Raw genomic sequence first — 21,216 nt, 5'->3', positions numbered from 1 at the left:
ATATATTAATTATTTACGCCCTAGGGTTTTGTGAAAGCTTCGCACATATATACGGACAAGTGGGATGAGATCAACTAGGCGATGCCTCAACAAAACCCGACGTAATGATCAGTATGGGTATTTAGAATACTGACCCGACGCTCTTAGTATAAACCATTTTAACAAACAATAATGTAACCCAAGCTACAAAAATAGAACTTTTTAATATTAATTATTGATTGTTACTAACTATAATTATATATGATACTGTTTATAGATGAAACCCAAGGGTAACATATCGTATAATAGACATATAGAATGTTTTGATGTAGGAGAAACGATGAAAGTCCTTTACGATACTATTTTAAAAGTAACATATATAGGTCGCCCGAATCGTTTTGTGGTGACTTTAGATTTGAATGGTGAAAGCATACTTGCTCATTTGCCTAACCCAGGGCGTATGTGGGAGCTCTTGTTTACGGGGATAACGATGTACATCGTGCCTCACGACAAGTCGGATGCAAAGACGAAATACCGCGTGATAGGTATAGAACGTGATGGCGTTGTTATCATGCTCGATACAAACTACAGCAACGATGTGGCGCAACATTTAATCGAAAATAAACTGATCCCTGGTTGGGAGGAGTGGCGCGTAGTGAGACGGGAGTATACGGTTAAACTACACGGCACATCATCTCGCTTTGACTTGCTCCTCACCAATGATAAGGGCGATGAGTTCTTACTAGAGGTTAAGTCCTGTACTTTGTTCTCCAAGACGGGAGCCATGTTCCCTGATGCGATTACAGAGCGAGGCCGCAAGCATTTATTGCATCTGAAAGAATTGCAAAATGAAGGCTACCACACAGGCGTTCTATTTCTCGTGCAATGGGACCAAGCACAGTGGTTCTTGCCAGATTATCATACGGATTTGAAATTTGCCCGTACTTTTAAAGAGGTAGCACCTTTTTTAGATTGGAAAGCCGTTGCTGTGGCGTGGAATGAGACTTTCACCATGCCTACGGTGACACATGAATGTTCCTATCCTAGTAGTATTCTCGATATAGAGGCTCATGATAGTGGCGTGTATGTGATGGTCATGCACCTCGATCACGATGTAGATCTCGAAATCGGTTCTAAAGGGATAATGCATTTCAAATCTGGTTATTATATGTACGTTGGTTCTGCGAAGGCAAATTTAACAAAACGTATTGAACGTCATAAACGAAAACGGAAGAAAATGCACTGGCATCTTGATTACTTCCGAGGTCACTGTGAAATGATAGCGGGCTTACCAATACGTACCAGTGGACGGCCGCAGGCTATGACAATTTCTGCTCAGGAACGGCGTAAAGGTAAATTCTCTGACGATGACTCGGCTGCTCGTGAAATCGCAGATGTAGATTTAACTAAAATTGACGTAGAATGTGCTCTCGCTGATGCGGTGCGAGCTATTGCGGAATGGAATGTACCGAACTTTGGGTGCAGCGATTGTGACTGCAACAGTCATCTATTCGGAATGAGCGAGAACCCGATACATAATAAAAAATTTATGAATGTGATAGAAGATTTTCGTATGAATAAATTGGATGCGCTAGTTAAGTGATTGTTGTTAATGGAGCATAACTAAAAATAGTATGGATGGGGCCCGAATACAAGCATGCGAGATTATTAAAAAAGGGGTTCCCTTATCTCTTCGCTCCAAAGCGAGCTAAGTCGCTCATCAATAAGGGAATCCCTTTTTTATAACGTTATATGTGAATTCGTCCCATCCATACCTATGTTTTCTATTAACTAGTTGCTTCGACCATTAACAACAAAAGCCCTTTTCCTTTCGCATGGGGCGAGGCCCCTGATTGGGAAAAGGCAGTGAAGTAGAGTATCAACAATCAGCTGATTTTATCAATAATTGTGGCTATATATTTGATAGAATTCTTTGATACACATGGAATATTTGGAGAGAGGTGTGGTTGTGTATGCCTTTGTTTGTTAGGTTTGTGTTGTTGGTTTTGGTGTGTGTTTGTAGTGTTGTGTTGAGTGGTTGTTCTTTCATTTGGACGACGGAGAATGGTGATCCTGCTACACCAGAGGATATCAAGTCTAGTGTGGAGAAGGAGTTTTCGGTTGTGCATCCGAATCTTGTTCTCCAGTCGTCTGTGGTAGAGAAGGAGAAGCCATTCCAGCGAAATGTGTATGTGTTTTATGATGAAAGTAATGGTTTTTCCTTTACCACAAATTCTGTAGTGAAGTGGCCAACCTTGCCGGCCCCTGGTGGTGAGCGAAAAAATGATGCGAATTTTACGTATTCACAAGCGTATTTAGTTCATTTGAATGGTTCGTTAGTGGAGCGTGCTAAGCAGTATGGCATGCGGATGGCGACGCACGAGGAAGCCTTGGAGTTAGCTAAGTCTAAAGCGACACGTGTGGCAGGTACTAATAAGATATCTCTATTCACATATGATGAGATTATCTTTGTAGACGAATCTGTAAAGGGTAAAGATATTCTAACCTTTATGAAATCTATATATAGTTTGTATAAACCGCAAGACAATCCAGCGTTATTGCACCCTCCTTCTGATAGAAGCGTAGGCTTTTATTATCTACCAAAAGGAGAAGCGGACAAAACAAAAGCTAAGTATTTGATCGCCTTTCGATTTATGGCAAAAAATGATTGGAAAGAAACCATGCTAACAGGCATTGGTAGTACTGGTAATGACACTTCGGCTGTAGAACGAGATTTTGTTAGCATTTTAGATCATATGATACAACATGCGGCTCATTAAATAAGAGATAGAGGTTACTATATTTTATAGAATTAATTACAGTTGGGCAACAGTTGTACAATTGGGCCATGTAATGGGAAGGAACTTTTACAAAATATAGCGTTATATACGCAAAAATGCTATAATTATATGATGAATTAGTATCAGTGTTAGTAAAATGAGGTGAGATTGTGGCAGACCAACAATGGTCCCACGGGAATATTCATCCCGTTCAGATTGATAAAGAAATGAAGAATGCGTACATCGATTATGCAATGTCCGTAATCGTTATGCGTGCTCTTCCAGATGTGCGCGATGGCTTGAAACCAGTACATCGCCGTATTTTGTACGCGATGCACGAAACAGGCATGACGCCAAATAAACCGTATAAGAAATCCGCTCGTATCGTCGGTGACGTACTCGGTAAGTATCATCCACATGGTGATAGCTCCGTTTATGACGCGACGGTTCGTTTGGCGCAGGATTTTAATACGCGCTACCTTTTGGTAGACGGTCACGGTAACTTTGGTTCCATCGACGGCGATAGTGCCGCTGCGATGCGATATACCGAAGTACGTATGGCGAAGATTACAACAGAAATGCTTGCCGATATCGACAAGGAAACTGTTAATTTCATGCCGAACTATGATGAAAGCTTGCAAGAACCAACAGTATTGCCAGCGAAGATTCCAAATCTTCTCATCAATGGTTCCAGCGGTATCGCCGTAGGGATGGCGACAAATATTCCACCACATAACCTCAACGAGGTGTGTAATGGTCTTACTATGCTCATCGATAATCCAGAGATAACTGTGGAAGAATTGATGACGCAAATCAAAGGTCCAGACTTCCCGACTGGGGCTCTCATTTTGGGCCGGGAAGGCATCAAAAAAGCGTACTCCACAGGTCGTGGTAGCGTTAAGATGCGTGCTCGTGCAACCATCGAAGAGATGTCCAAGGGCAAGCATAAAATCGTAGTGACTGAGATTCCGTACCAAGTTAATAAGGCTCGCGTTATCGAAACCATTGCGAACTTGAGCCGTGACAAGGTTATCGATGGTATCACAGCACTTCGCGATGAATCTGACCGTCAAGGTATGCGCATCGTTATCGAATTGCGCGCTGATGTGCAACCAGACATCGTACTCAACAAATTGTATAAACACACTCAATTACAAGAATCTTTCGGCGTGATTATGCTAGCCCTTGTGGACGGACATCCTCGCGTATTGAATTTGAAAGAAGTATTGGGTTACTACTTAGATCACCGTCTAGATGTAATCGTACGCCGCACTCAATTCGAGCTTAACAAAGCCGAAGCGCGTGCACACATCTTGGAAGGCTTATTAATCGCTCTCGACCACATCGATGAAGTTATCGCTACAATTCGCAGTTCTCAAACTGACGAAATCGCACGTAACGCATTGATGCAAAAATTCGGGCTTTCAGAAAAACAAGCGGTAGCCATCCTCGACATGCGTTTACGCCGTTTAACAGGCTTGGAACGCGAGAAAATCGAAGACGAATACAAGGAATTGTTGGCATTGATTGAAGACTTGAAAGCTATCTTGGCTAGCGAAGCGCGTCAACGTCAAATCATCAAAGACGAACTCGATGATATGAAGAAAAAATACGGCGACCCTCGTCGTTCTGAAATCACGATCGATACGTCCGACCTTGATGTAGAAGATCTCATCGCTGACGAAGAGATGGTTATTACCTTGACTAAACAAGGTTACATCAAACGAATGAACGCGAACGTATATCGCAACCAACATAAAGGCGGCGCTGGCGTTATCGGCATGAAGACGAAGGAAGACGATTATGTAACGCAAATTATGCATGTGCGGACCCATAATACATTGTTATTCTTCACATCTACAGGCCGTGCATATCGCCTCAAGGCATACGAAGTGCCGGAAGCAGGTTCCCGCAACTCTCGCGGTACCGCCATGGTTAACGTATTGCCACTCGCGGTAGGCGAATCCGTTACGACTATGATCGACCTTGAACGTGTCCATGAAGATGTAAATTTATTTATGGTCACTGAATTTGGCGTTGTAAAACGTACGGCTATTGAAGAATACCGTAATATCCGTCGTTCTGGTCTCAATGCGATTAACCTCGACGAAGGCGATCGTTTGATTTCCGTTAACGTAACGACTGGCAATCAAGACATCTTGATTGGTACTAAGTTGGGTATCGCTATTCGCTTTAGCGAGCATGATGTGCGCCTTATGAAACGGGCAGCTCACGGTGTGCGTGGCATTAAATTGAATGCAGGCGACGTAGTTGTAGGCGCTGGTGTTCTTAATACTGATGAAAGTGAAGCACAAGTGTTTACTATCTCTGAAGAAGGTTTTGGTAAACGCAATGATGCGGAAGCTTATACATTGCAAAAACGCGGTGGTAAAGGCTCTAAGAACTTCAAGATTACGAACAAAACAGGCGACGTAGTGGCTGTAGAGGTTGTTCATAATGATGATGAAGTTATGCTTATTTCTGAGCAAGGCAAAATCATCCGCTTCAACATGAACGATATCGCTGTGAAGAAAGGCAAAGCTATTTCTGGTGTGAAAACACAAAATCTCGACGAAGGCGATAAGGTAGCTAGTATTGCTGTTATTCCAGGCGCTGAAATCGAAGAAGAAGTAGAATAATATAAAACACTATATTAACTATTGAGTAACCATGGGCGACCATCTAAGATGGTCGCCTCTAGTGTTGGGGAGTTTAAAAATGAAAAAATGGCTAGCTGCTATGTTTGCAGCAGGAGTTTTCTTTGTAGGTGGCTTTGGTCAAGCTAGTGCTGCTGACTGGTACTATATCGATGCTGATGCTGACGATGCGGCATGGTTTATTGACAACTCTTCTGTATATAAAACAGATGATGCGGCTACAGTACTTGTTAAAATTAACAATGTAGAAGGCTTTACATATATCTACACAGTACGGATCGATCGCAAAGAAAAAACATGGACAGAACTTGATACAACAGTATATAGCAATGCCGGTATAGCATTGCTATCCAGTAAAGAAACACAAAAACCTACGAAAATTGAACCGGACACCATGGGGGCGGAAGTTATGCAGGCCCTATGGGGTAAATAATCCAACAATTTAATAGAAGCTGATATTCGCTCTGTCTATTTAGATACTCAGAATGTATAAATAGCCCCGAACTATCCTGAAAGCCTCCATAGTGACCTAAGTCGTTTTCAGAATAGTTCGGGGCTTTCTATATTATTAGTGTTCTTACAGGGTGAATATCCATATTAAATCGTGTCAGATTCATTTTTCCCATACAGAGGGAATATTCCAAGGTGAGTGTGCTTTTGTTTTAGGTAGGTGTGTTATTGAATAGATATGACAAAGAGGCTGTAATTAAAACTAAGTTTTAATTACAGCCTCTGGATTAGATTGTATTAACTATTATGATGGGAAAATTTAATTACTTCTTTTAAGCTTATAATAACCAGAATTAGTGTAATTCCCCAACCAATTCGAGTTGCTAATAATAAATCATTTGACCAAAGATTTAAGCAAGTTGCACCAACAGCTGAACCGATTGAAATCGTAACATTTTGCAGCATTCGCTGCAAAGCTCCTGTACTTCCTTGGATTTCCATAGGACTGGCTTGCATAATACTGGCAATATTAGCAGGTTGAAAGTATCCTCCACCAATACCGTAGATGAATAATCCTAATGTTAAGAGTTGATAAGGCCAGTTAGGATTGATTAGTAAGAGAAAAATCAAGGATATGAGAATAATACTTAGACCAATATGGCTGAATAGCTTATTTTTATTGCCGTTATTGATTTTACTGGATATTCTTGAAAAAAGCACCAGCCCTGTAGGAGCTCCTAGAACAAGAAATCCAGTTTGCCCAACTTCTAGATGATATGATTGTTCAAAAATGAAGGGGGGAAGTAAAAAGATCATTGCAGAGGCAAAGCCAAAAGTAACTGTTTGAAAAAGGTAAGAGATTACTTGAGGATTATTTTTTAATCCTTTGATATCGATAAGTGCGTGTTTGTTATTAAGTTCCACATAGTAAAATATAATTCCGAGCAACAAGCTGGATAGTATCAGGATTATACCAATTACAAATAGATGTGATTTGTTTAATAAAGATAATCCTAATAAGAGAGAAACTAACATGAGAGTGTTTATAGTAATTCCAAGCATATCTAATTGTCGTTTGTTGTTTTTTTCGGAGAGTTTATTGAGAAGAAAATTATTACATGCAATTCCGAGAATTACAAAAGGAATATTTATCAAAAAAATAAGTTGCCAGAAACTTAAAGAAAGTATAATCCCACCTAAAGAAGGCCCTAGGATGGGGCCTAGACCAATCATAATTCCTAGAATACCAATAGAGCTATTTTTACGTTTTTCAGACACTAAAGTTGTAATTAGTGCGGCAGAAGTAGCTTGTAAAGCAGCGGCTCCTATGCCTTGAAAAATTCGTCCAATAATCAATAAATTAATATTGTTAATTAAGCCACAAAATAGAGAACTCAGACCAAAAAGCATGAATCCTAAATAAGAAATTTTTAATTTTCCAAATTTATCGCTTAATACGCCTAAAGGTAGGATAGAGATAGCTAAAGCTAAAGTATAACCAGTTATTGTGAAGGCTGCAATATCAGTTGAAGTTTGAAACTGTTCTTTTAAAAAGGGTAATGCTATATTGATAATTCCTGTATCAAGAGTGGATAATAACATTCCCATACCTGCAACAATTGTTATGAGTAAATCTTGCAATTGTTTATTCATAAAGATTTCTCCTTTTCTTTAAAACTATTAAGTATAATATAATAAGTCTAAAGTCTATAATCAAACGATTCAAAAAATATCGAATCGTTCAGGAGGATGTTTATGGCTATTAGAATTCGGTTTAGCGATTATGCTTTGAAAACAAATGAAACGTTGATACAAAGAATACAATTTGTGTATTCCCCTCTAAATGAACTTTTTAGAAGTTTACATGTTCTTCTAAATCCTCGCCATCATGGAACTAATATTGACTGGGTGATTGAGATACAAGATAAACTTACTGAAGAATTTTATGAGAATCTTCATTATTTCCAACTTTTTTATGAACTTGGGGTCTCTCCTATTTTGCTTTGTAATTTTCGCTCTCATATGACAACGATTGAAGAGGAAATACAAAATTTAAAGGAATTTCTTGCTAATTATTCAACTATTCGATTAATTGAGTATTTGGAGAGAATAGTAGATGATAGAGAAAATGCCTTTATTCCAACATTAGCTAAAGGACTAGAGTGGAAAGATTTTTCTTTAAATGAAAATGATCAATTGCTTAAAGATTTGAGACGAAATGCTACAAGTGTTTACAGGAGACTTTTTTCTTTTATTGATTGGTATAGAAAATCAATTTTTGATGATACTTGGAAAGAAAAATCAATTGAGCAAAAGCTTTTAATTGAAATACAAAAGCAATCTTCATTTTTGAGGGAAAAAGGTTTTATAGAGATGTTTAATCATTTACAAATTGATCGAATCCATTGGGAAAAAGATGCCTTATCCATTATTAAACCTTTTGACCAAGAGATTCATTTAAAGGATAGCGATTCTATTATGTTGTTACCAAGCTATTTTATTTGGCCACATCTGTTTGTTGAACCTTTTAATCAAGGAATTGCTATTACTTATGATATTATGGAGCAACCAAGTTACTATAACTCCACGCCGGAGGAATTAGTTACTATTTTTAAAGCTTTGAGTGATTCAGTGCGGCTACAAATTATGAACTATATTTTGGAGAAACCATGTACGACGCAGTCTTTAGCACAAATTTTATTAATGACTGATTCAAGTGTATCGAGACACTTACAAATTTTAAAAGATGCAAAGTTATTGAAAGCAAGAAAAGTGAAGAAGTTTGTTTTATATGAACCGACAGAGTTAGTTACTCAACTTATGCCAAATTTCTATCGCTTCTTTCGAAATTAAGAGAAGATGAATTACCATGTTGTGGGTTGATAGAGATAGTTTTCATATAACATTTAGTTTTCCCTTATATACTAATTTGTATATTTTTGTATTTTCTTTGAGAGGTATTAATATGAAAAAAACATTGGCAGCTGTTTTGGCAGCAGGCGCATTATTAATCGGCGGTATTGGTAGTGTTGATGCGGCTAATTGGTATACAGTAGGCACTGATAGCAATGGTGTTACTTGGTCTATCGACAATGATTCTGTTAAAAAAGACGATAAAAAAGCGGTAATGGACATTAAGGCTATGGACTACGAAGGTTATCACTACATCGTGACTGAAGAGTTCAATCACAAAAAACGGGAAGTTAAGGATCTTAAGGTGACTCTTTATAACCCACAAGGTTATGTTGTGAAAGAGGAACAAGTTAATAAAGATAGCCGTAAAGTTGAGCCAGGTACGCCTGCGTACGCTGTATTCCAACTTATTTGGGGCGGTAAATAATTGAATCCTACAGACAAGACACTCTTGATCAGTACAGGCTTGTCTAGATTGAATGATTTTGTGAAAGCTTCACTTGCGCACGTTCTCCTATGGAGGGCGTGCGTTTTTTATGTGAATTATTTATTGTTTCATGGTAAAATGTGATTTAAATTACACTTTTCGGAGATTTTGTGCAAAAGTGTAACAATTCTACATAGTATAAACTTTCACTATAGCGTATACTATAGGTAAGATGCAGAAGTATGGCTTGGGCGCAGTGCACCGTAATTTGGCATATTTCGCCCCAATAGGTTTGGTAGTTATAGTTTATTAGAGGAGGTCCTCATGTCTCAATACGAATTTATCGATAAACGCGTGCCGATTGCACTAGACAATCCATCCATTTATCACGACATTTCCAAGTGTAAAAACTGTACGTTATGCCGTCGCGCTTGTGCGGATGTAATGAGCGTACTTGATTACTACGACCTTGATGCAAACGGCGATGTGCCTGTATGTATCCATTGCGGTCAATGTGCGGCAGCATGCCCATTCGACTCTATGCATGCTAAATCCGAGCTTGAAAAGGTAAAAGCAGCCCTTGCAGATCCTGAAAAAATCGTCGTTATCCAAACGGCTCCGGCTGTTCGTGTAGCCATTGGTGAAGGCTTCGGTTATGAACCTGGCACATTCTTGGAAGGTAAAATGGTCGGTGCCTTGCGTGCACTTGGTGCAGATTATGTAGTAGATACTAACTTTGGTGCGGACTTAACCATTATGGAGGAAGCATCCGAGCTTGTAGAACGCCTTAAAAACGGTGGTCAAATTCCTCAGTTTACAAGCTGCTGCCCAGCGTGGGTTCGCTTTGCGGAAATCTACTTCCCTGAATTGATTCCTAACTTGTCTTCCACACGTTCTTGTATCGCTATGGAAGCGGCCATGATTAAAACGTACTTTGCAGAGAAAAAAGGCATCGATCCTCGTAATATCGTATCCGTATCTGTAAACCCTTGTACGGCTAAAAAAGCAGAAACGAAACGGGAAGAAGAAAATGCGGCGGCTCGTTACCATAATGATGAATCCCTTGGCATGGATACAGATATTTCCATCACAACTCGTGAGTTCATCCGTTGGATCCAAGAGGAAAACCTCGACTTCAATGCCGTTGAAGATTCCCAATTTGATGACTTAATCGGTATGGAAACTGGCGCATCCATCATCTTCGGTAACACTGGTGGGGTTATGGAAGCGGCGATGCGTACGGCTTACAAGCTCATCACTGATAAAGAGCCACCTCCATATGCGTTGACTCACCTCGAAGACGTTCGCGGTATGGAAGGTGTAAAAGAGGCAACTGTTCAATTGGGTGATGATGTAACATTGTCGGTTGCTGTTGTTCATGGCGGTAAAAATACACGTGACTTCTTGAATGCATTGAAAGACAGTGGCAAACACTACGACTTCATCGAAGTTATGGCGTGCCCAGGTGGCTGTATTGGTGGCGGTGGTCAACCGCGCACTAAATTGCCTCAAGCAGTTAAAACTAAGGAAGCCCGTATCGGCGGTCTTTACGAAGCTGACGAAAACTATAAATGGGTTGCGTCCTATGAAAATGAAGAAATCCAAACATTGTACAAAGATTTCTTAGGCGAACCATTGGGCCATAAGGCACACGAACTTTTACATACACACTACACAAATCGTAGTGCAGTTCTTGGTACTCGTAAAGATGTAACACCTGAAACATGCCCAACATCCCCTAAATTCAAAGGCTAATGATAGCCGATTGCTTGAATATGGTGCAAGAAGGTGTTGACTATGTGCCAGTAAAGAAAGAAAAATTTAAAGGTTAATAATAGTCGATTACTCAAACAGCAGGCTGTTATAAAGTAATCAAATGTTTATACACTCATAGTAGCGTTAGCCATTTAGGGTATAGCAACATAAAATAGAAAATCCTACGGGTCATGAGTGACTTGATACTCACGTAGCCTTTTGTTACAGTGCGGTCACTTTTTAAACGATTCGTAGGATTTTTTTATATAATTATTCAAAATTCACATATTTTTACTGTATAACTTTATTATAATAATCCAGTATAAAAAAATTATTTTATTATGAGGAAAAGATGAATCATTTAGTGTATAATATAAAAATATACTGTACGGATTAAGAGGGGACTTATGGGTGTTGCATTGGGAGAGCAACATAGAAAGTCCATAATATTCATAATATTGCGTAAGCATTAAGGAGCTTTTAGGAGAGATGAACCAGTTTTTTCGGCGGGTCCTGAGTGGCATCGCCTTACTAGTTGCTGTCGTTGGTACAACTGGATGCCAACATGAGAGTCAGGCAGAACAAGAAACGGTACGAACCGTATCGTACCGTGCCGTCATGGAGTCCGACAAGCCGGTTTCTGAAAAGGTGGACACTTGGCTTGCGGCTATGTCTCAAGAGGATAAGGTGGGGCAGCTGATGATGATCAGCCTTCATGGCAGTACGATAGGACAATCCCAAAAGGATGTGATCCGAAAATACCGTGTCAGTGGTGTTATGCTAACGAATGAAAATCTTATTAATAAGAACCAAGTGAAAACTTTCACCAGTGATATTATGCAAACGGCGATAACCTCTAGCATGGTGACACCCTATATCGGGGTACATCGTGATCGCATATTGCATGGGAATGAAAGTTTCTTGCGGTTGCCGAAGCCCAATCGGTGGGGGCAATTGCCTATGGATCGTATCATCAACTTGGCCACGCGATCTGCTATTGAAATGCGGGATATGGGTTTTAACCTAGTTATTGGGCCTAATGCTAATCTTGGTGTACCTAATATGTCCTATACATCTGATCCCACGTGGGCAGGCCATATAAACCTTGCCATGGTGGAGCGTTACCAAATTAATCATATGTGGTTCGCTTATAACTACTTTCCGGCGGTGACCTTAGGGGATGCGTCCTTTGGATCTGCTAATGAGGCGAAAGCGTATCTCAGCAATAATGATGTAGCCGTCTTTAAACGTCTCATTGCACAGACGACGGCGAATAGCTATATGCTCGTGATGAGCCATATTCAAATTCCTGCTATCGATAACGAGAATTTGGCGAGCTCCTCTAAGGCGATTATTGATGGTTGGCTTCGCAAGGAGCTTGGCTATAAAGGTATCGTTATGACAGACCGTATCGATGTGGGTGCGTTGCAATCTAATCAAAAGATAGGCGATTACGCTGTGGCCTCTATCTTGGCGGGCAGTGATCTCATCCTTGTTGATGCGGATACGATTCATATCGATGAAGTCCATCGTGCGCTGACCCAGGCGGTGGCGGATGGAACGATTACGACCGAGCGCCTCAACGAATCAGTTAAGCGCATTTTATTGATGAAAATGCAAACTCAAATTGAACCATAAAATATGTAGATATATCAGATTATGTAATTAGATATTTATTATTAAGAAGCTTAGTATAAGAACATTCAGTAACAATTTAATATACTTTATATGCAAATGACGTGCTATACCTTTTGGTAAGCACGTCATTTTTAACATATATAGATTAAAATATAAAATATATAGTTTAATATGTATATCTTATATAACCATGCTTTATAGGATATGTTGATATCAAACGTATATGAGAATAAAGTAATCATAAGGCCTTTTATGATGGTAAGGCAACACGTATCGCATGAAAGCTCTGATTTGATGCGTAAAAAAATTAACATAATAAAAAGCTATGTTAACTATATGAAAAAAAGTTTAATAATGATTTAAAATTATGATATAATAATTTCCGTAAATAGTTGGAGGTGAGTATATGAATTTTGTGGGACGTGCTGAGATTATAGAGCGTATCCAGTCCCGTATTGCATTGGGCCGAATGAGTTTATGTGTTGTATATGGCCCTCATCGCAGTGGTAAATCCTATGTGGCTTCGCAGCTTGTACGCCGTCATAAGGCGGTATACTTGGCGGGGCGCATGGCTAATGAATCAGTCCATGTGGCTGATATAAATAGAGCTCTTGAGGCACGTTTTGTTCCTGCTGATGCTCAAGATACATTCGAGCCTGTAGAGAGTTTGCAGCAGGCCTTTGTAAGGCTCTTTGAAAGTAGTGTGAAAACACCTCAAACTGTGGTGATTGATGATTATCCTGCCTTGGTAGAGGCTGTTCCTCAGTTCCCAATTCACTTGCGTGACTTGTTAGATACCTATAAAGATACGAGCCGATTAAACATCATTTTGATGGCGAATGGCATGGAACAGCTCGATGGCCGCATCATTGGCGATCGCAGCCTTATTGGACCTTTCGTGTCCGAATACCTCGAGGTGAAACCATTTTCCTTGGTTGATATGAAATCCTTGGGCCTTCACTATGCAAAGGACGATTTGCGCACCGTCTTTGCCGTAACAGGTGGCTTGCCTGCCTATGTGCAATACTTTGATAATGGTGAAAGCATCGATACGAATATTATTAACTTGTTCTTCTCAGTAACGGGAGCTCTCTTTGAAGAAACACAGTATATTTTGCATCGAGATATGAAAAATATAACCGGCGCCAATGCCATTTTAACGGGTCTTGCTAGCTTGGAAAGACCGTATTACGTGGAGCTTTTACAAGAAAGCCAAATTAAAAGTGGCACGTTCACATCTCGTTTGAACGATCTCATGTCTATGGGACTCGTGGGCCGCATTCAGGCAAGTAACCGTGGGAACGCGAAGTACGCGGATTACCATTTCACGAATAGTATGTTCCATTTCTGGTACCGCTATGTATATAAATACTGGGGCGATATCGTGCGCGGTTATGGCGCTGATGTATATTATAATCATGTAAAACCGCAGCTAAAGGACTTTGTCCAAGCCGCGTGTATTGCGATTTAATCAGACAATTTCAGATTGAATACTATTACCTAAAGATTGAATACTATTACCCAATGATAGTATATATTTCCTCTAAAAAATGACACCACATTATGTATGTGGTGTCATTTTTGGTAATTATCTATTTTCAGCAATTACCCTTTGAATCGCATAGGTACGGTGTACTATGGATAGAAATTAAGGTTCAAATATAACAGAATATAGGGAAATTCCGAGGAATTGCCAATTTGTCAAAACACTCTTTCCGCGGTATTGTGTACATAAGCGCTATGCCATGGCAGGAAAGGGGATTTATGTTATACACAAACGAAGAACCTTTAGTACAAAAAATATGTATTAAAACTGCAAACTTACAACATGACAACTATCAGTCAGAAACGTTAGAAACACAGGCATTACCATCTCATTCTTTACTATCGAAAGCTAATGAGTCTAGGGAAAGTATTCCAGAGGAATTGAAATTACAGACCCTCGTCTGTGGTCATCAAGTCTTATCATCTTTGTCGGACAAGAGCCTCGTGTCCATCTGTCAAAAGCCGAATATGCGGATTCAGACGGTAGGGTATCAGCCGTGGTCCGTTGATGAACTTCGTCATGATGCGGCACAAATTGAGCTTTGTCGCAGGTATCGACCGCTCATCTTGCACTATACGAATCGCATGGGAAACCGCGAGTTCCGCGAGGACGTAGAGAGCTATCTTTGGGCCATCCTCATAGAATCGATTTATAGCTTTGATTTGAATGGGACCGTACCGTTCCCAGGCTTTGTGAAAGCTGGCATTATGTACGGTTACATGCGGTACTGGAAACGTGAGCGATTGCGTTATCGCCGTGAAATACACATCCCAGATCGCACCACCGATGATGGAGAAGTCGCCTTTGGCATGGATATCTTCGCATCTGGCGAGAATGTAGCGGATATGGTGATGAGTGCCGATGAAGAGCATAGGCTGCGAGCCCGCCTCGTATGGGCCTTAGGTAGATTGTCTCCTGATCAACGAGACCTACTACGCCGTGTCTACGGTGAGTGCCAAAGCTTGGTATCGGTTAGTGAAGAACTGAACTGCAGTCGCCAAGCCATCCAACGGCGCCACGAACGAGCCATTCGGAAGCTGCGCAGGTATTTGAGTACGGACTTTACAGATGTGCGTGTACATTAGTTATTATAATTTAATTTCTTATTTATATCCTATATATTGCATATTTCTTTTAATTTCGATTAACAAATATACATAAAATATGCAATTCTCAATTTAAATGAGAAAATAATGACACATCAAGGTATATATAACTTTTACAAGATCATAAAGTCATTAAATATACGTAAATTTCTATAGTTTTGTATATATATTTACAAATTATACAGGCTGATATACAATTAAGTCAGCAGCAGATTAAAGCATGCTAATCTGCTTTCACAGAACACGTGTTCATTGTATTGTTGAAAGGAATGTTCCTGATTAGATTGGAGAGGATTCCATGGCAATAGATGATAAACTAACAGATTTGATGGCCGCTCGGCTATCTAAGGGAGAAGATTTGGATTTGATCTATACGAATCCAAAGAATCACATTGTTTGTTTTATTCCTACCTATCAACCTAGTGGTGGAGACAGTACGAAGTGTTATTTTGTGGATGGACGCGAAGAAATGGTCCATCTGCCGATGCGAACGATTACGCGAGAGCTGGCGATGCAGGAAGGGCTGAGACCCAACTACATCATGACCAGCGATGGTCGACGCAGCAGCTATACCGCGCCTAAAACCTATGGTCCGCATTTAACCTTTGCTCATATTAAATGTCGCCGCCCTATCGGCAAGGACGTGGTGTACGGCCTCTTTAACGTGGCTATACCCTATGAATATATCGTTACGGAAGGTCCGGAACCGGATACGAGCTATATTCATGTGGCGGACTTTGCACCGATCCTGGTGTACCAATCCCCGCGTCATGTCAAACACAAACTGAATGAAGCGATGCTAGAACACTGCAACTATGTGCGAAAAATGCTAGCTCGCATCAAACTCAGCCAAAACCCTCAAGTCGTGGCCGAACTATTTATCGCATGGAGAGACCTAACGAGATAATTCGTTGGACGGTGAAAGTACAAGTAGGAGGGTGGAGAGAAATCTGGAAAAGGAGGATAGGCGTATAAGAAAATAAACGAAACTGCGGAATCAGATGAACTATTAAAAACAAGTTACATATGACACCTCAATAGAGCTACCTTATATAAGGTGGCTCTATTTTCATATATTTTTCATTAATGCTAGTGATGTGCTATAATAGACCTAGATTTAATCTTTGGAAAAATAAATCTGCGCCGTTGTGATAGTGGCGCGGTTAAACGACATTATTTTAGCTCGCTAAAGTGCCTTTTGGGGTGGATTTACAATCTCCGCCGTTTTTGGCATTTTGAAACCAGTAAATATCTGTTGTTTCAAAGACAGAGTTAAATTAAATGATCCCCATTAGGGGACGGAAACACCAATCAGGAATATTGAACTCATAACACTCTTCTAATTGATTGTTAAATTAAATGATCCCCATTAGGGGACGGAAACTGTAGTCCAAAACATAGAACAATAGTTAAGAGGGTTGTTTGTGTTAAATTAAATGATCCCCATTAGGGGACGGAAACGCCCCTTTTGATGACATGCTTATGTATTAGTACTCAGGGAACTGTTAAATTAAATGATCCCCATTAGGGGACGGAAACAATTAGTCAAAAACAAGGAATAATAATATGTCATTAGTTATTTTGTTAAATTAAATGATCCCCATTAGGGGACGGAAACACGCTTTTTCTTAAATGTCTCACATATTCTGTTATATGTGTTGTTAAATTAAATGATCCCCATTAGGGGACGGAAACTAATTATTAATTTTTAAAGCATTCATATGTACACCAATAGCAAGTTAAATTAAATGATCCCCATTAGGGGACGGAAACCTTTTTAGTAGTTTTGTTTGTTGTGTCAATTGTTTTCTTGAGTTAAATTAAATGATCCCCATTAGGGGACGGAAACAATATAAATTATCTTCATATCTTAAGCTATATATGTATGTGCCGTTAAATTAAATGATCCCCATTAGGGGACGGAAACCCACCGCCGTTATTTGATAAACTAGCGTTTGCAAACTGTTAAATTAAATGATCCCCATTAGAATTAAAAACGATGCTATCGAGCGTTTTATTGAAATTTGGCAAGTTTGCAAACTGTTAAATTAAATGATCCCCATTAGGGGACGGAAACATTAATTCAACTTCATCTTGATACCAAGGATTTACTACAACATGTTAAATTAAATGATCCCCATTAGGGGACGGAAACATTTCCATCATTTCTTAGGTTGTATACAGATGTTGTTGAGATTTGGTTAAATTAAATGATCCCCATTAGGGGACGGAAACATGCCACCTTGTGTGGCTCTAGCTTTTAGAGTTTGCCAGTTGTGTTAAATTAAATGATCCCCATTAGGGGACGGAAACTTTTCAACTCTATATTTTCGTTCTGCTGCTGCTAACTCTAGTTAAATTAAATGATCCCCATTAGGGGACGGAAACGTATGTTCATGAAACTTCTCCTTTAACTCATCTATACGTGACTGTTAAATTAAATAATCCCCTGATGGGGACGGAGATAACTTATCAAGCAGGCGGTTTTTATACTCTAACTCGCCCTCATGTTAAATTAACTGCTCCCCTGATGGGGACGGAAATAATTCATTATCTAGAGCAACGAATTTATATTTTTTTAGTGGCAAGTTAAATTAAATAATCTCCATTAGGGGACGGAAACCAGTAGTCGTCCACTTGTTTGATATGTTTCGCTGGACGAGATAGTTAAATTAAATAATCCCCTAATAGAGACGGAAAGTTTTCGGATTCATCATCTTCATCGAATCAAACAATCGCCTTGTTAAATTAAATAATCCTCTAATGGGGACGGTAACTTCGGGTTAACGATATGTTATACTTTAAATGGATGTTTTTCGTTAAATTAAATGATCCTTATTAGGGGACGGAAACGTATTAGCCACAGGAATAATATAATTCTTACCCTTAGCACTTTTGTTAAATTAAATAATCCCCATTAGGGGACGGAAACAAGGTCTGCGACCCTCCGCAATGTGGACATGGTACATTATATTGTTAAATTAAATGCTCTCCTAATGGGGACGGAAACTTAAGACCAAAGTCAACTACTATTTCTTCCAAGATTTCAATTGCATCAGTTAAATTAAATGATCCCCTAATGGGGACGGAAACATTGCTTGAATGACTTCCTCATTGCGCTTGATTTCTTTGTAAGTTAAATTAAATGATCCCCATTAGGGAACGGAAACGTTTGAGTTGTGTTTAAGTCTTTAAGTGTTAGCATTTTAATTTGTTAAACTAAATGATCCCCATTAGGGGACGGAATCTTTCGGATAGTGAAATTATATTGTATGGTTACACATCCTTGCGTTAAATTAAATAATCCCCTGATGGGGACGGAAACAAGCTCATGTCATAGTAGCGTTTAGGAATGCCAGCTGCTCAGTGTTAAATTAAATACCCCCCATTAAGGGAGAGAGCAAAATTAGTGTAAAGTTTTAAAGACAAAAATAACCACTCTTATTTATAGGGTGGTTATTTTATGTAGTGAAGATTTTCCTTATTTGGTTAAGCTAATATATTTAAAGTGTTGATCTTCATCTTATTTTTATGATCTAATAGAGATAAGTTAACCTAAATTTTGATATGGGGAGGATATCATGGCTGAAATTACGTCCTTAATGAAGGATATAAAGGGAATATTAGATAATAAAAATCAATTTGTTATACCAGACTTTCAACGGAGTTTCGTATGGACTGAGAAAGAGGTAGAGACACTTTTTTCTGATTTCAAGGAAGATACAGATAATTACACGGATAGGCTTGATACATTGCCTGGGTATTTATTAGGTAATATTGTTTTGATTAGCAATGAGAATAATCCAACCAGATTTGATGTGATCGATGGTCAGCAAAGGCTTACAACATTGACGCTCATTTTCTGTGCATTAAATAATTTGTTTAAAGATATTGCAGAAGAGACTCGTCGAAATCTAGGTGCTAATGCAGATATGTGGATGGGGCATACTTTTAGTTTTAAAGAGTATTTTAGAATATTAGATAATAATTTACAGTTTGTGGATTATAAAATTCTTCATACGCAGGATTTAGAGTTTAAAGAAACTTATAAAAGTATCATTAAGCAAGGTGCTTTAGTGAGTGATGAGGACAACACAAGTGCCAATAACTTAGAGGCTGTCTATGAATCTATTCTTCAGCACTTAAGAAGTATTTATGATGATGAACCTCAGAAATTACTGTATTTCTTGCAGTACTTAACAACTAAAGTTAAGCTAATAGAAACTACAGCACCATCGATTGAACGTGCATTCCAGTTGTTTGAAATCTTAAATAATCGTGGGCAGTCATTAGAGCCATTAGATCTTTTAAAAAATTACTTGTTGAAGAATCTTACTTCTGCACCTGGCATTACACAGAATCAAATTAAAGATTTTTCCGATAGCTGGAGTCAGTTCTTAAAAAATCTGAAAGATACAGGTAAATCAAAAGCGATTGAAACATCTACTTTCATTAAACATTTTATTATTGGTACAAAAGCTATTAATGTAAAGAAGAAAGATTTATTTGAGCATTTTAAAGACAATGAACTCGTAGCTAATGATATTTTGCAACTTTCATCAGATATCAATTCCATCAGTAAGGTCTATGCTAGTATTAATAAAGATCCACTATCTAACGATTTCTTGTCTAATGATGATGGGATGTATACGTTATTTACATTGTTTAATACCGTTCAAATTCATCCGTTGTTAATGCCGTTCTATAATGCTCCGCGTGTAGATAAGGTGCGACTCGTTGATGCGGCTGTGAGATATGTAGCAGCAGTAATATTTTCGTATACACAGACGAATGCTATTGAAGCGGAATTGCCTGAAATTATAGAAAAGATTTTGCATGAATCTGATCTAGCACGCAGACTAGAGGTTGCAGTAACAGAGTTAGAGTTACGAACAAAACCATATGTCGACTTGATTCGTGCTTTATTGCCTGTGAAAGATTTTGGTTCCAAAAATAAGAAAAAAGCACCAAAAGCGTTCCAAATTCTTAAATTTATCGAGTTATACTTGAACCAAAAAGACAGTATTAAAACAAGCAAAAAGATTGAGTTAGAGCATATCATGCCGCAAGCTGCAGATAATGAAGATTATTCCTTTGATGATGAAGACACTCGAAAGGAATATCTGAATCATCTAGGTAATTTGACGCTTTTAGATAAGAGTTTAAATGCCTCTGTTAAGAATGGTAATTTTGCTGATAAATTAGATCATTATAAAGCCTGTGAATTTGTTATTACAAGAGCTTTGGCAGAAGAAATAGACAGCCCTGTTCAAAATCAACAACCTTTAATTAACTTCCAAAATACATATTTTACAGTGGATAACCCTGAACAAATAACATATTGGGATAAAACTCAAATTGATGAACGAGGTCAAAAACTTGTAGAAGTTTTGGAAAAACTACTATTAAAACAAATCCCATAATCTAATAAAGGATATTCCTGTTACAATGAATAGAACCATTTGTGTTATATTTGCTATAATACGAATGGTTCTATTGTTATATTGTAATAGGTTTTATGTGCTATAATAGACCTAGATTTAACTCTCAGAAAACTAAATCTGCGCTGTTGTTATAGTGGCGCGGTTAAACGACATTATTTTATCTCGCGAAAGTGTCTTTTGGAGTAGATTTACAATCTCCGCCGTTTTTAGCATTTTAGAACCAGTAAATATCTGTTGTTTCAAAGACAGAGTTAAATTAAATAATCCCCATCAGGGGACGGAAATCAGGATGCCATCAGCTACGATTACCATATCACCAGTACCAAAGTTAAATTAAATGATCTCCATTAGGGGACGGAAACTCATCACATATGCTGCAGTGTTTACTCATTACATGTCACCGCAGTTAAATTAATTAATCCCCATTAAGGGACGGAAACAATTAGGTTCATTGTGTGATATTCCTTTCTGCCTATAAAAAATAGTTAAATTAAATGATTCCCTGATGGGGACGGAAACTT

The 21,216-nt window shown here is 38.8% G+C and carries 13 protein-coding genes and 1 CRISPR repeat array; of the genes, 12 read left to right on the top strand and 1 reads right to left on the bottom strand.

Annotation, left to right across the window (positions count from 1 at the left end):
• Positions 1-319: 319 nt before the first annotated feature.
• The 4 genes from sfsA to ACLRYO_RS05715 all read left to right on the top strand — a co-directional run bounded on the left by sfsA (position 320) and on the right by ACLRYO_RS05715 (position 5,849).
• On the top strand, positions 320-1,582 hold the full coding sequence (gene sfsA, locus ACLRYO_RS05730; RefSeq protein WP_413084728.1) for a DNA/RNA nuclease SfsA: 1,263 nt from the start codon (positions 320-322) through the stop codon (positions 1,580-1,582).
• 370 nt (positions 1,583-1,952) lie between these two features.
• Entirely contained in the window at positions 1,953-2,759 is an 807-nt protein-coding gene (locus ACLRYO_RS05725) for a hypothetical protein (protein WP_413084727.1), read from the top strand.
• 170 nt (positions 2,760-2,929) lie between these two features.
• On the top strand, positions 2,930-5,398 hold the full coding sequence (gyrA, locus tag ACLRYO_RS05720; protein ID WP_413084726.1) for a DNA gyrase subunit A: 2,469 nt from the start codon (positions 2,930-2,932) through the stop codon (positions 5,396-5,398).
• Between the two features lie 79 nt (positions 5,399-5,477).
• Positions 5,478-5,849, top strand: coding sequence for a hypothetical protein (locus ACLRYO_RS05715; protein WP_038125617.1), 372 nt, complete (start codon positions 5,478-5,480; stop codon positions 5,847-5,849).
• A gap of 314 nt (positions 5,850-6,163) precedes the next feature.
• On the opposite strand, the gene ACLRYO_RS05710 is transcribed toward ACLRYO_RS05715, so the two are convergent.
• Positions 6,164-7,519, bottom strand: coding sequence for an MFS transporter (locus tag ACLRYO_RS05710; protein ID WP_278467392.1), 1,356 nt, complete (start codon positions 7,517-7,519; stop codon positions 6,164-6,166).
• A 102-nt stretch (positions 7,520-7,621) separates the two neighbouring features.
• Between ACLRYO_RS05710 and ACLRYO_RS05705 the strand changes: the two genes are divergently transcribed.
• The 8 genes from ACLRYO_RS05705 to ACLRYO_RS05670 all read left to right on the top strand — a co-directional run bounded on the left by ACLRYO_RS05705 (position 7,622) and on the right by ACLRYO_RS05670 (position 20,674).
• Positions 7,622-8,719 carry an ArsR/SmtB family transcription factor gene (locus ACLRYO_RS05705; RefSeq protein WP_123138232.1) on the top strand — a complete coding sequence of 366 codons (1,098 nt, stop codon included), beginning with the start codon at positions 7,622-7,624 and terminating at the stop codon, positions 8,717-8,719.
• Positions 8,720-8,831: 112 nt separating this feature from the next.
• The gene (locus ACLRYO_RS05700; RefSeq protein WP_156697370.1) at positions 8,832-9,206 is read left to right on the top strand and encodes a hypothetical protein; all 375 of its coding nucleotides are present in this window, start codon (positions 8,832-8,834) and stop codon (positions 9,204-9,206) included.
• A 324-nt stretch (positions 9,207-9,530) separates the two neighbouring features.
• Positions 9,531-10,961: a [FeFe] hydrogenase, group A gene (locus ACLRYO_RS05695; RefSeq protein ID WP_156697369.1), complete on the top strand. Its 1,431-nt coding sequence runs from the start codon at positions 9,531-9,533 to the stop codon at positions 10,959-10,961.
• A gap of 489 nt (positions 10,962-11,450) precedes the next feature.
• A complete protein-coding gene (locus tag ACLRYO_RS05690) occupies positions 11,451-12,599 on the top strand; it encodes a glycoside hydrolase family 3 N-terminal domain-containing protein (RefSeq protein ID WP_278467394.1) in 1,149 nt (382 codons plus the stop codon).
• A gap of 406 nt (positions 12,600-13,005) precedes the next feature.
• The gene (locus ACLRYO_RS05685) at positions 13,006-14,070 is read left to right on the top strand and encodes an AAA family ATPase (RefSeq protein WP_278467396.1); all 1,065 of its coding nucleotides are present in this window, start codon (positions 13,006-13,008) and stop codon (positions 14,068-14,070) included.
• Between the two features lie 293 nt (positions 14,071-14,363).
• Complete coding sequence (locus ACLRYO_RS05680) at positions 14,364-15,230, top strand: sigma-70 family RNA polymerase sigma factor (protein ID WP_278467397.1); 867 nt, start codon at positions 14,364-14,366, stop codon at positions 15,228-15,230.
• A gap of 319 nt (positions 15,231-15,549) precedes the next feature.
• The gene (locus ACLRYO_RS05675) at positions 15,550-16,158 is read left to right on the top strand and encodes a hypothetical protein (RefSeq protein ID WP_004694448.1); all 609 of its coding nucleotides are present in this window, start codon (positions 15,550-15,552) and stop codon (positions 16,156-16,158) included.
• A 364-nt stretch (positions 16,159-16,522) separates the two neighbouring features.
• A CRISPR array of direct repeats spans positions 16,523-17,178; the repeat unit is 35 nt; unit sequence GTTAAATTAAATGATCCCCATTAGGGGACGGAAAC.
• A 1,654-nt stretch (positions 17,179-18,832) separates the two neighbouring features.
• Positions 18,833-20,674: a DUF262 domain-containing protein gene (locus ACLRYO_RS05670; protein ID WP_278618349.1), complete on the top strand. Its 1,842-nt coding sequence runs from the start codon at positions 18,833-18,835 to the stop codon at positions 20,672-20,674.
• Positions 20,675-21,216: the final 542 nt, after the last annotated feature.

Source organism: Veillonella parvula, from assembly GCF_047241225.1.
Taxonomy (GTDB): domain Bacteria; phylum Bacillota; class Negativicutes; order Veillonellales; family Veillonellaceae; genus Veillonella; species Veillonella parvula_O.
Note: the sequence above shows the minus strand (reverse complement) of the source record. Positions and strands in the feature narration are given on the sequence as shown.

What these genes read in the sequence shown, in the direction of transcription:
- ACLRYO_RS05680 (WP_278467397.1), top strand. Translation starts at nt 14,364, where the DNA reads ATGTTATACACAAACGAAGAACCTTTAGTACAAAAAATATGTATTAAA.
- ACLRYO_RS05725 (WP_413084727.1), top strand. Translation starts at nt 1,953, where the DNA reads ATGCCTTTGTTTGTTAGGTTTGTGTTGTTGGTTTTGGTGTGTGTTTGT.
- ACLRYO_RS05715 (WP_038125617.1), top strand. Translation starts at nt 5,478, where the DNA reads ATGAAAAAATGGCTAGCTGCTATGTTTGCAGCAGGAGTTTTCTTTGTA.
- sfsA (WP_413084728.1), top strand. Translation starts at nt 320, where the DNA reads ATGAAAGTCCTTTACGATACTATTTTAAAAGTAACATATATAGGTCGC.
- ACLRYO_RS05685 (WP_278467396.1), top strand. Translation starts at nt 13,006, where the DNA reads ATGAATTTTGTGGGACGTGCTGAGATTATAGAGCGTATCCAGTCCCGT.
- ACLRYO_RS05670 (WP_278618349.1), top strand. Translation starts at nt 18,833, where the DNA reads ATGGCTGAAATTACGTCCTTAATGAAGGATATAAAGGGAATATTAGAT.
- ACLRYO_RS05690 (WP_278467394.1), top strand. Translation starts at nt 11,451, where the DNA reads ATGAACCAGTTTTTTCGGCGGGTCCTGAGTGGCATCGCCTTACTAGTT.
- ACLRYO_RS05705 (WP_123138232.1), top strand. Translation starts at nt 7,622, where the DNA reads ATGGCTATTAGAATTCGGTTTAGCGATTATGCTTTGAAAACAAATGAA.
- ACLRYO_RS05710 (WP_278467392.1), bottom strand. Translation starts at nt 7,519, where the DNA reads ATGAATAAACAATTGCAAGATTTACTCATAACAATTGTTGCAGGTATG.
- ACLRYO_RS05695 (WP_156697369.1), top strand. Translation starts at nt 9,531, where the DNA reads ATGTCTCAATACGAATTTATCGATAAACGCGTGCCGATTGCACTAGAC.
- ACLRYO_RS05700 (WP_156697370.1), top strand. Translation starts at nt 8,832, where the DNA reads ATGAAAAAAACATTGGCAGCTGTTTTGGCAGCAGGCGCATTATTAATC.
- ACLRYO_RS05675 (WP_004694448.1), top strand. Translation starts at nt 15,550, where the DNA reads ATGGCAATAGATGATAAACTAACAGATTTGATGGCCGCTCGGCTATCT.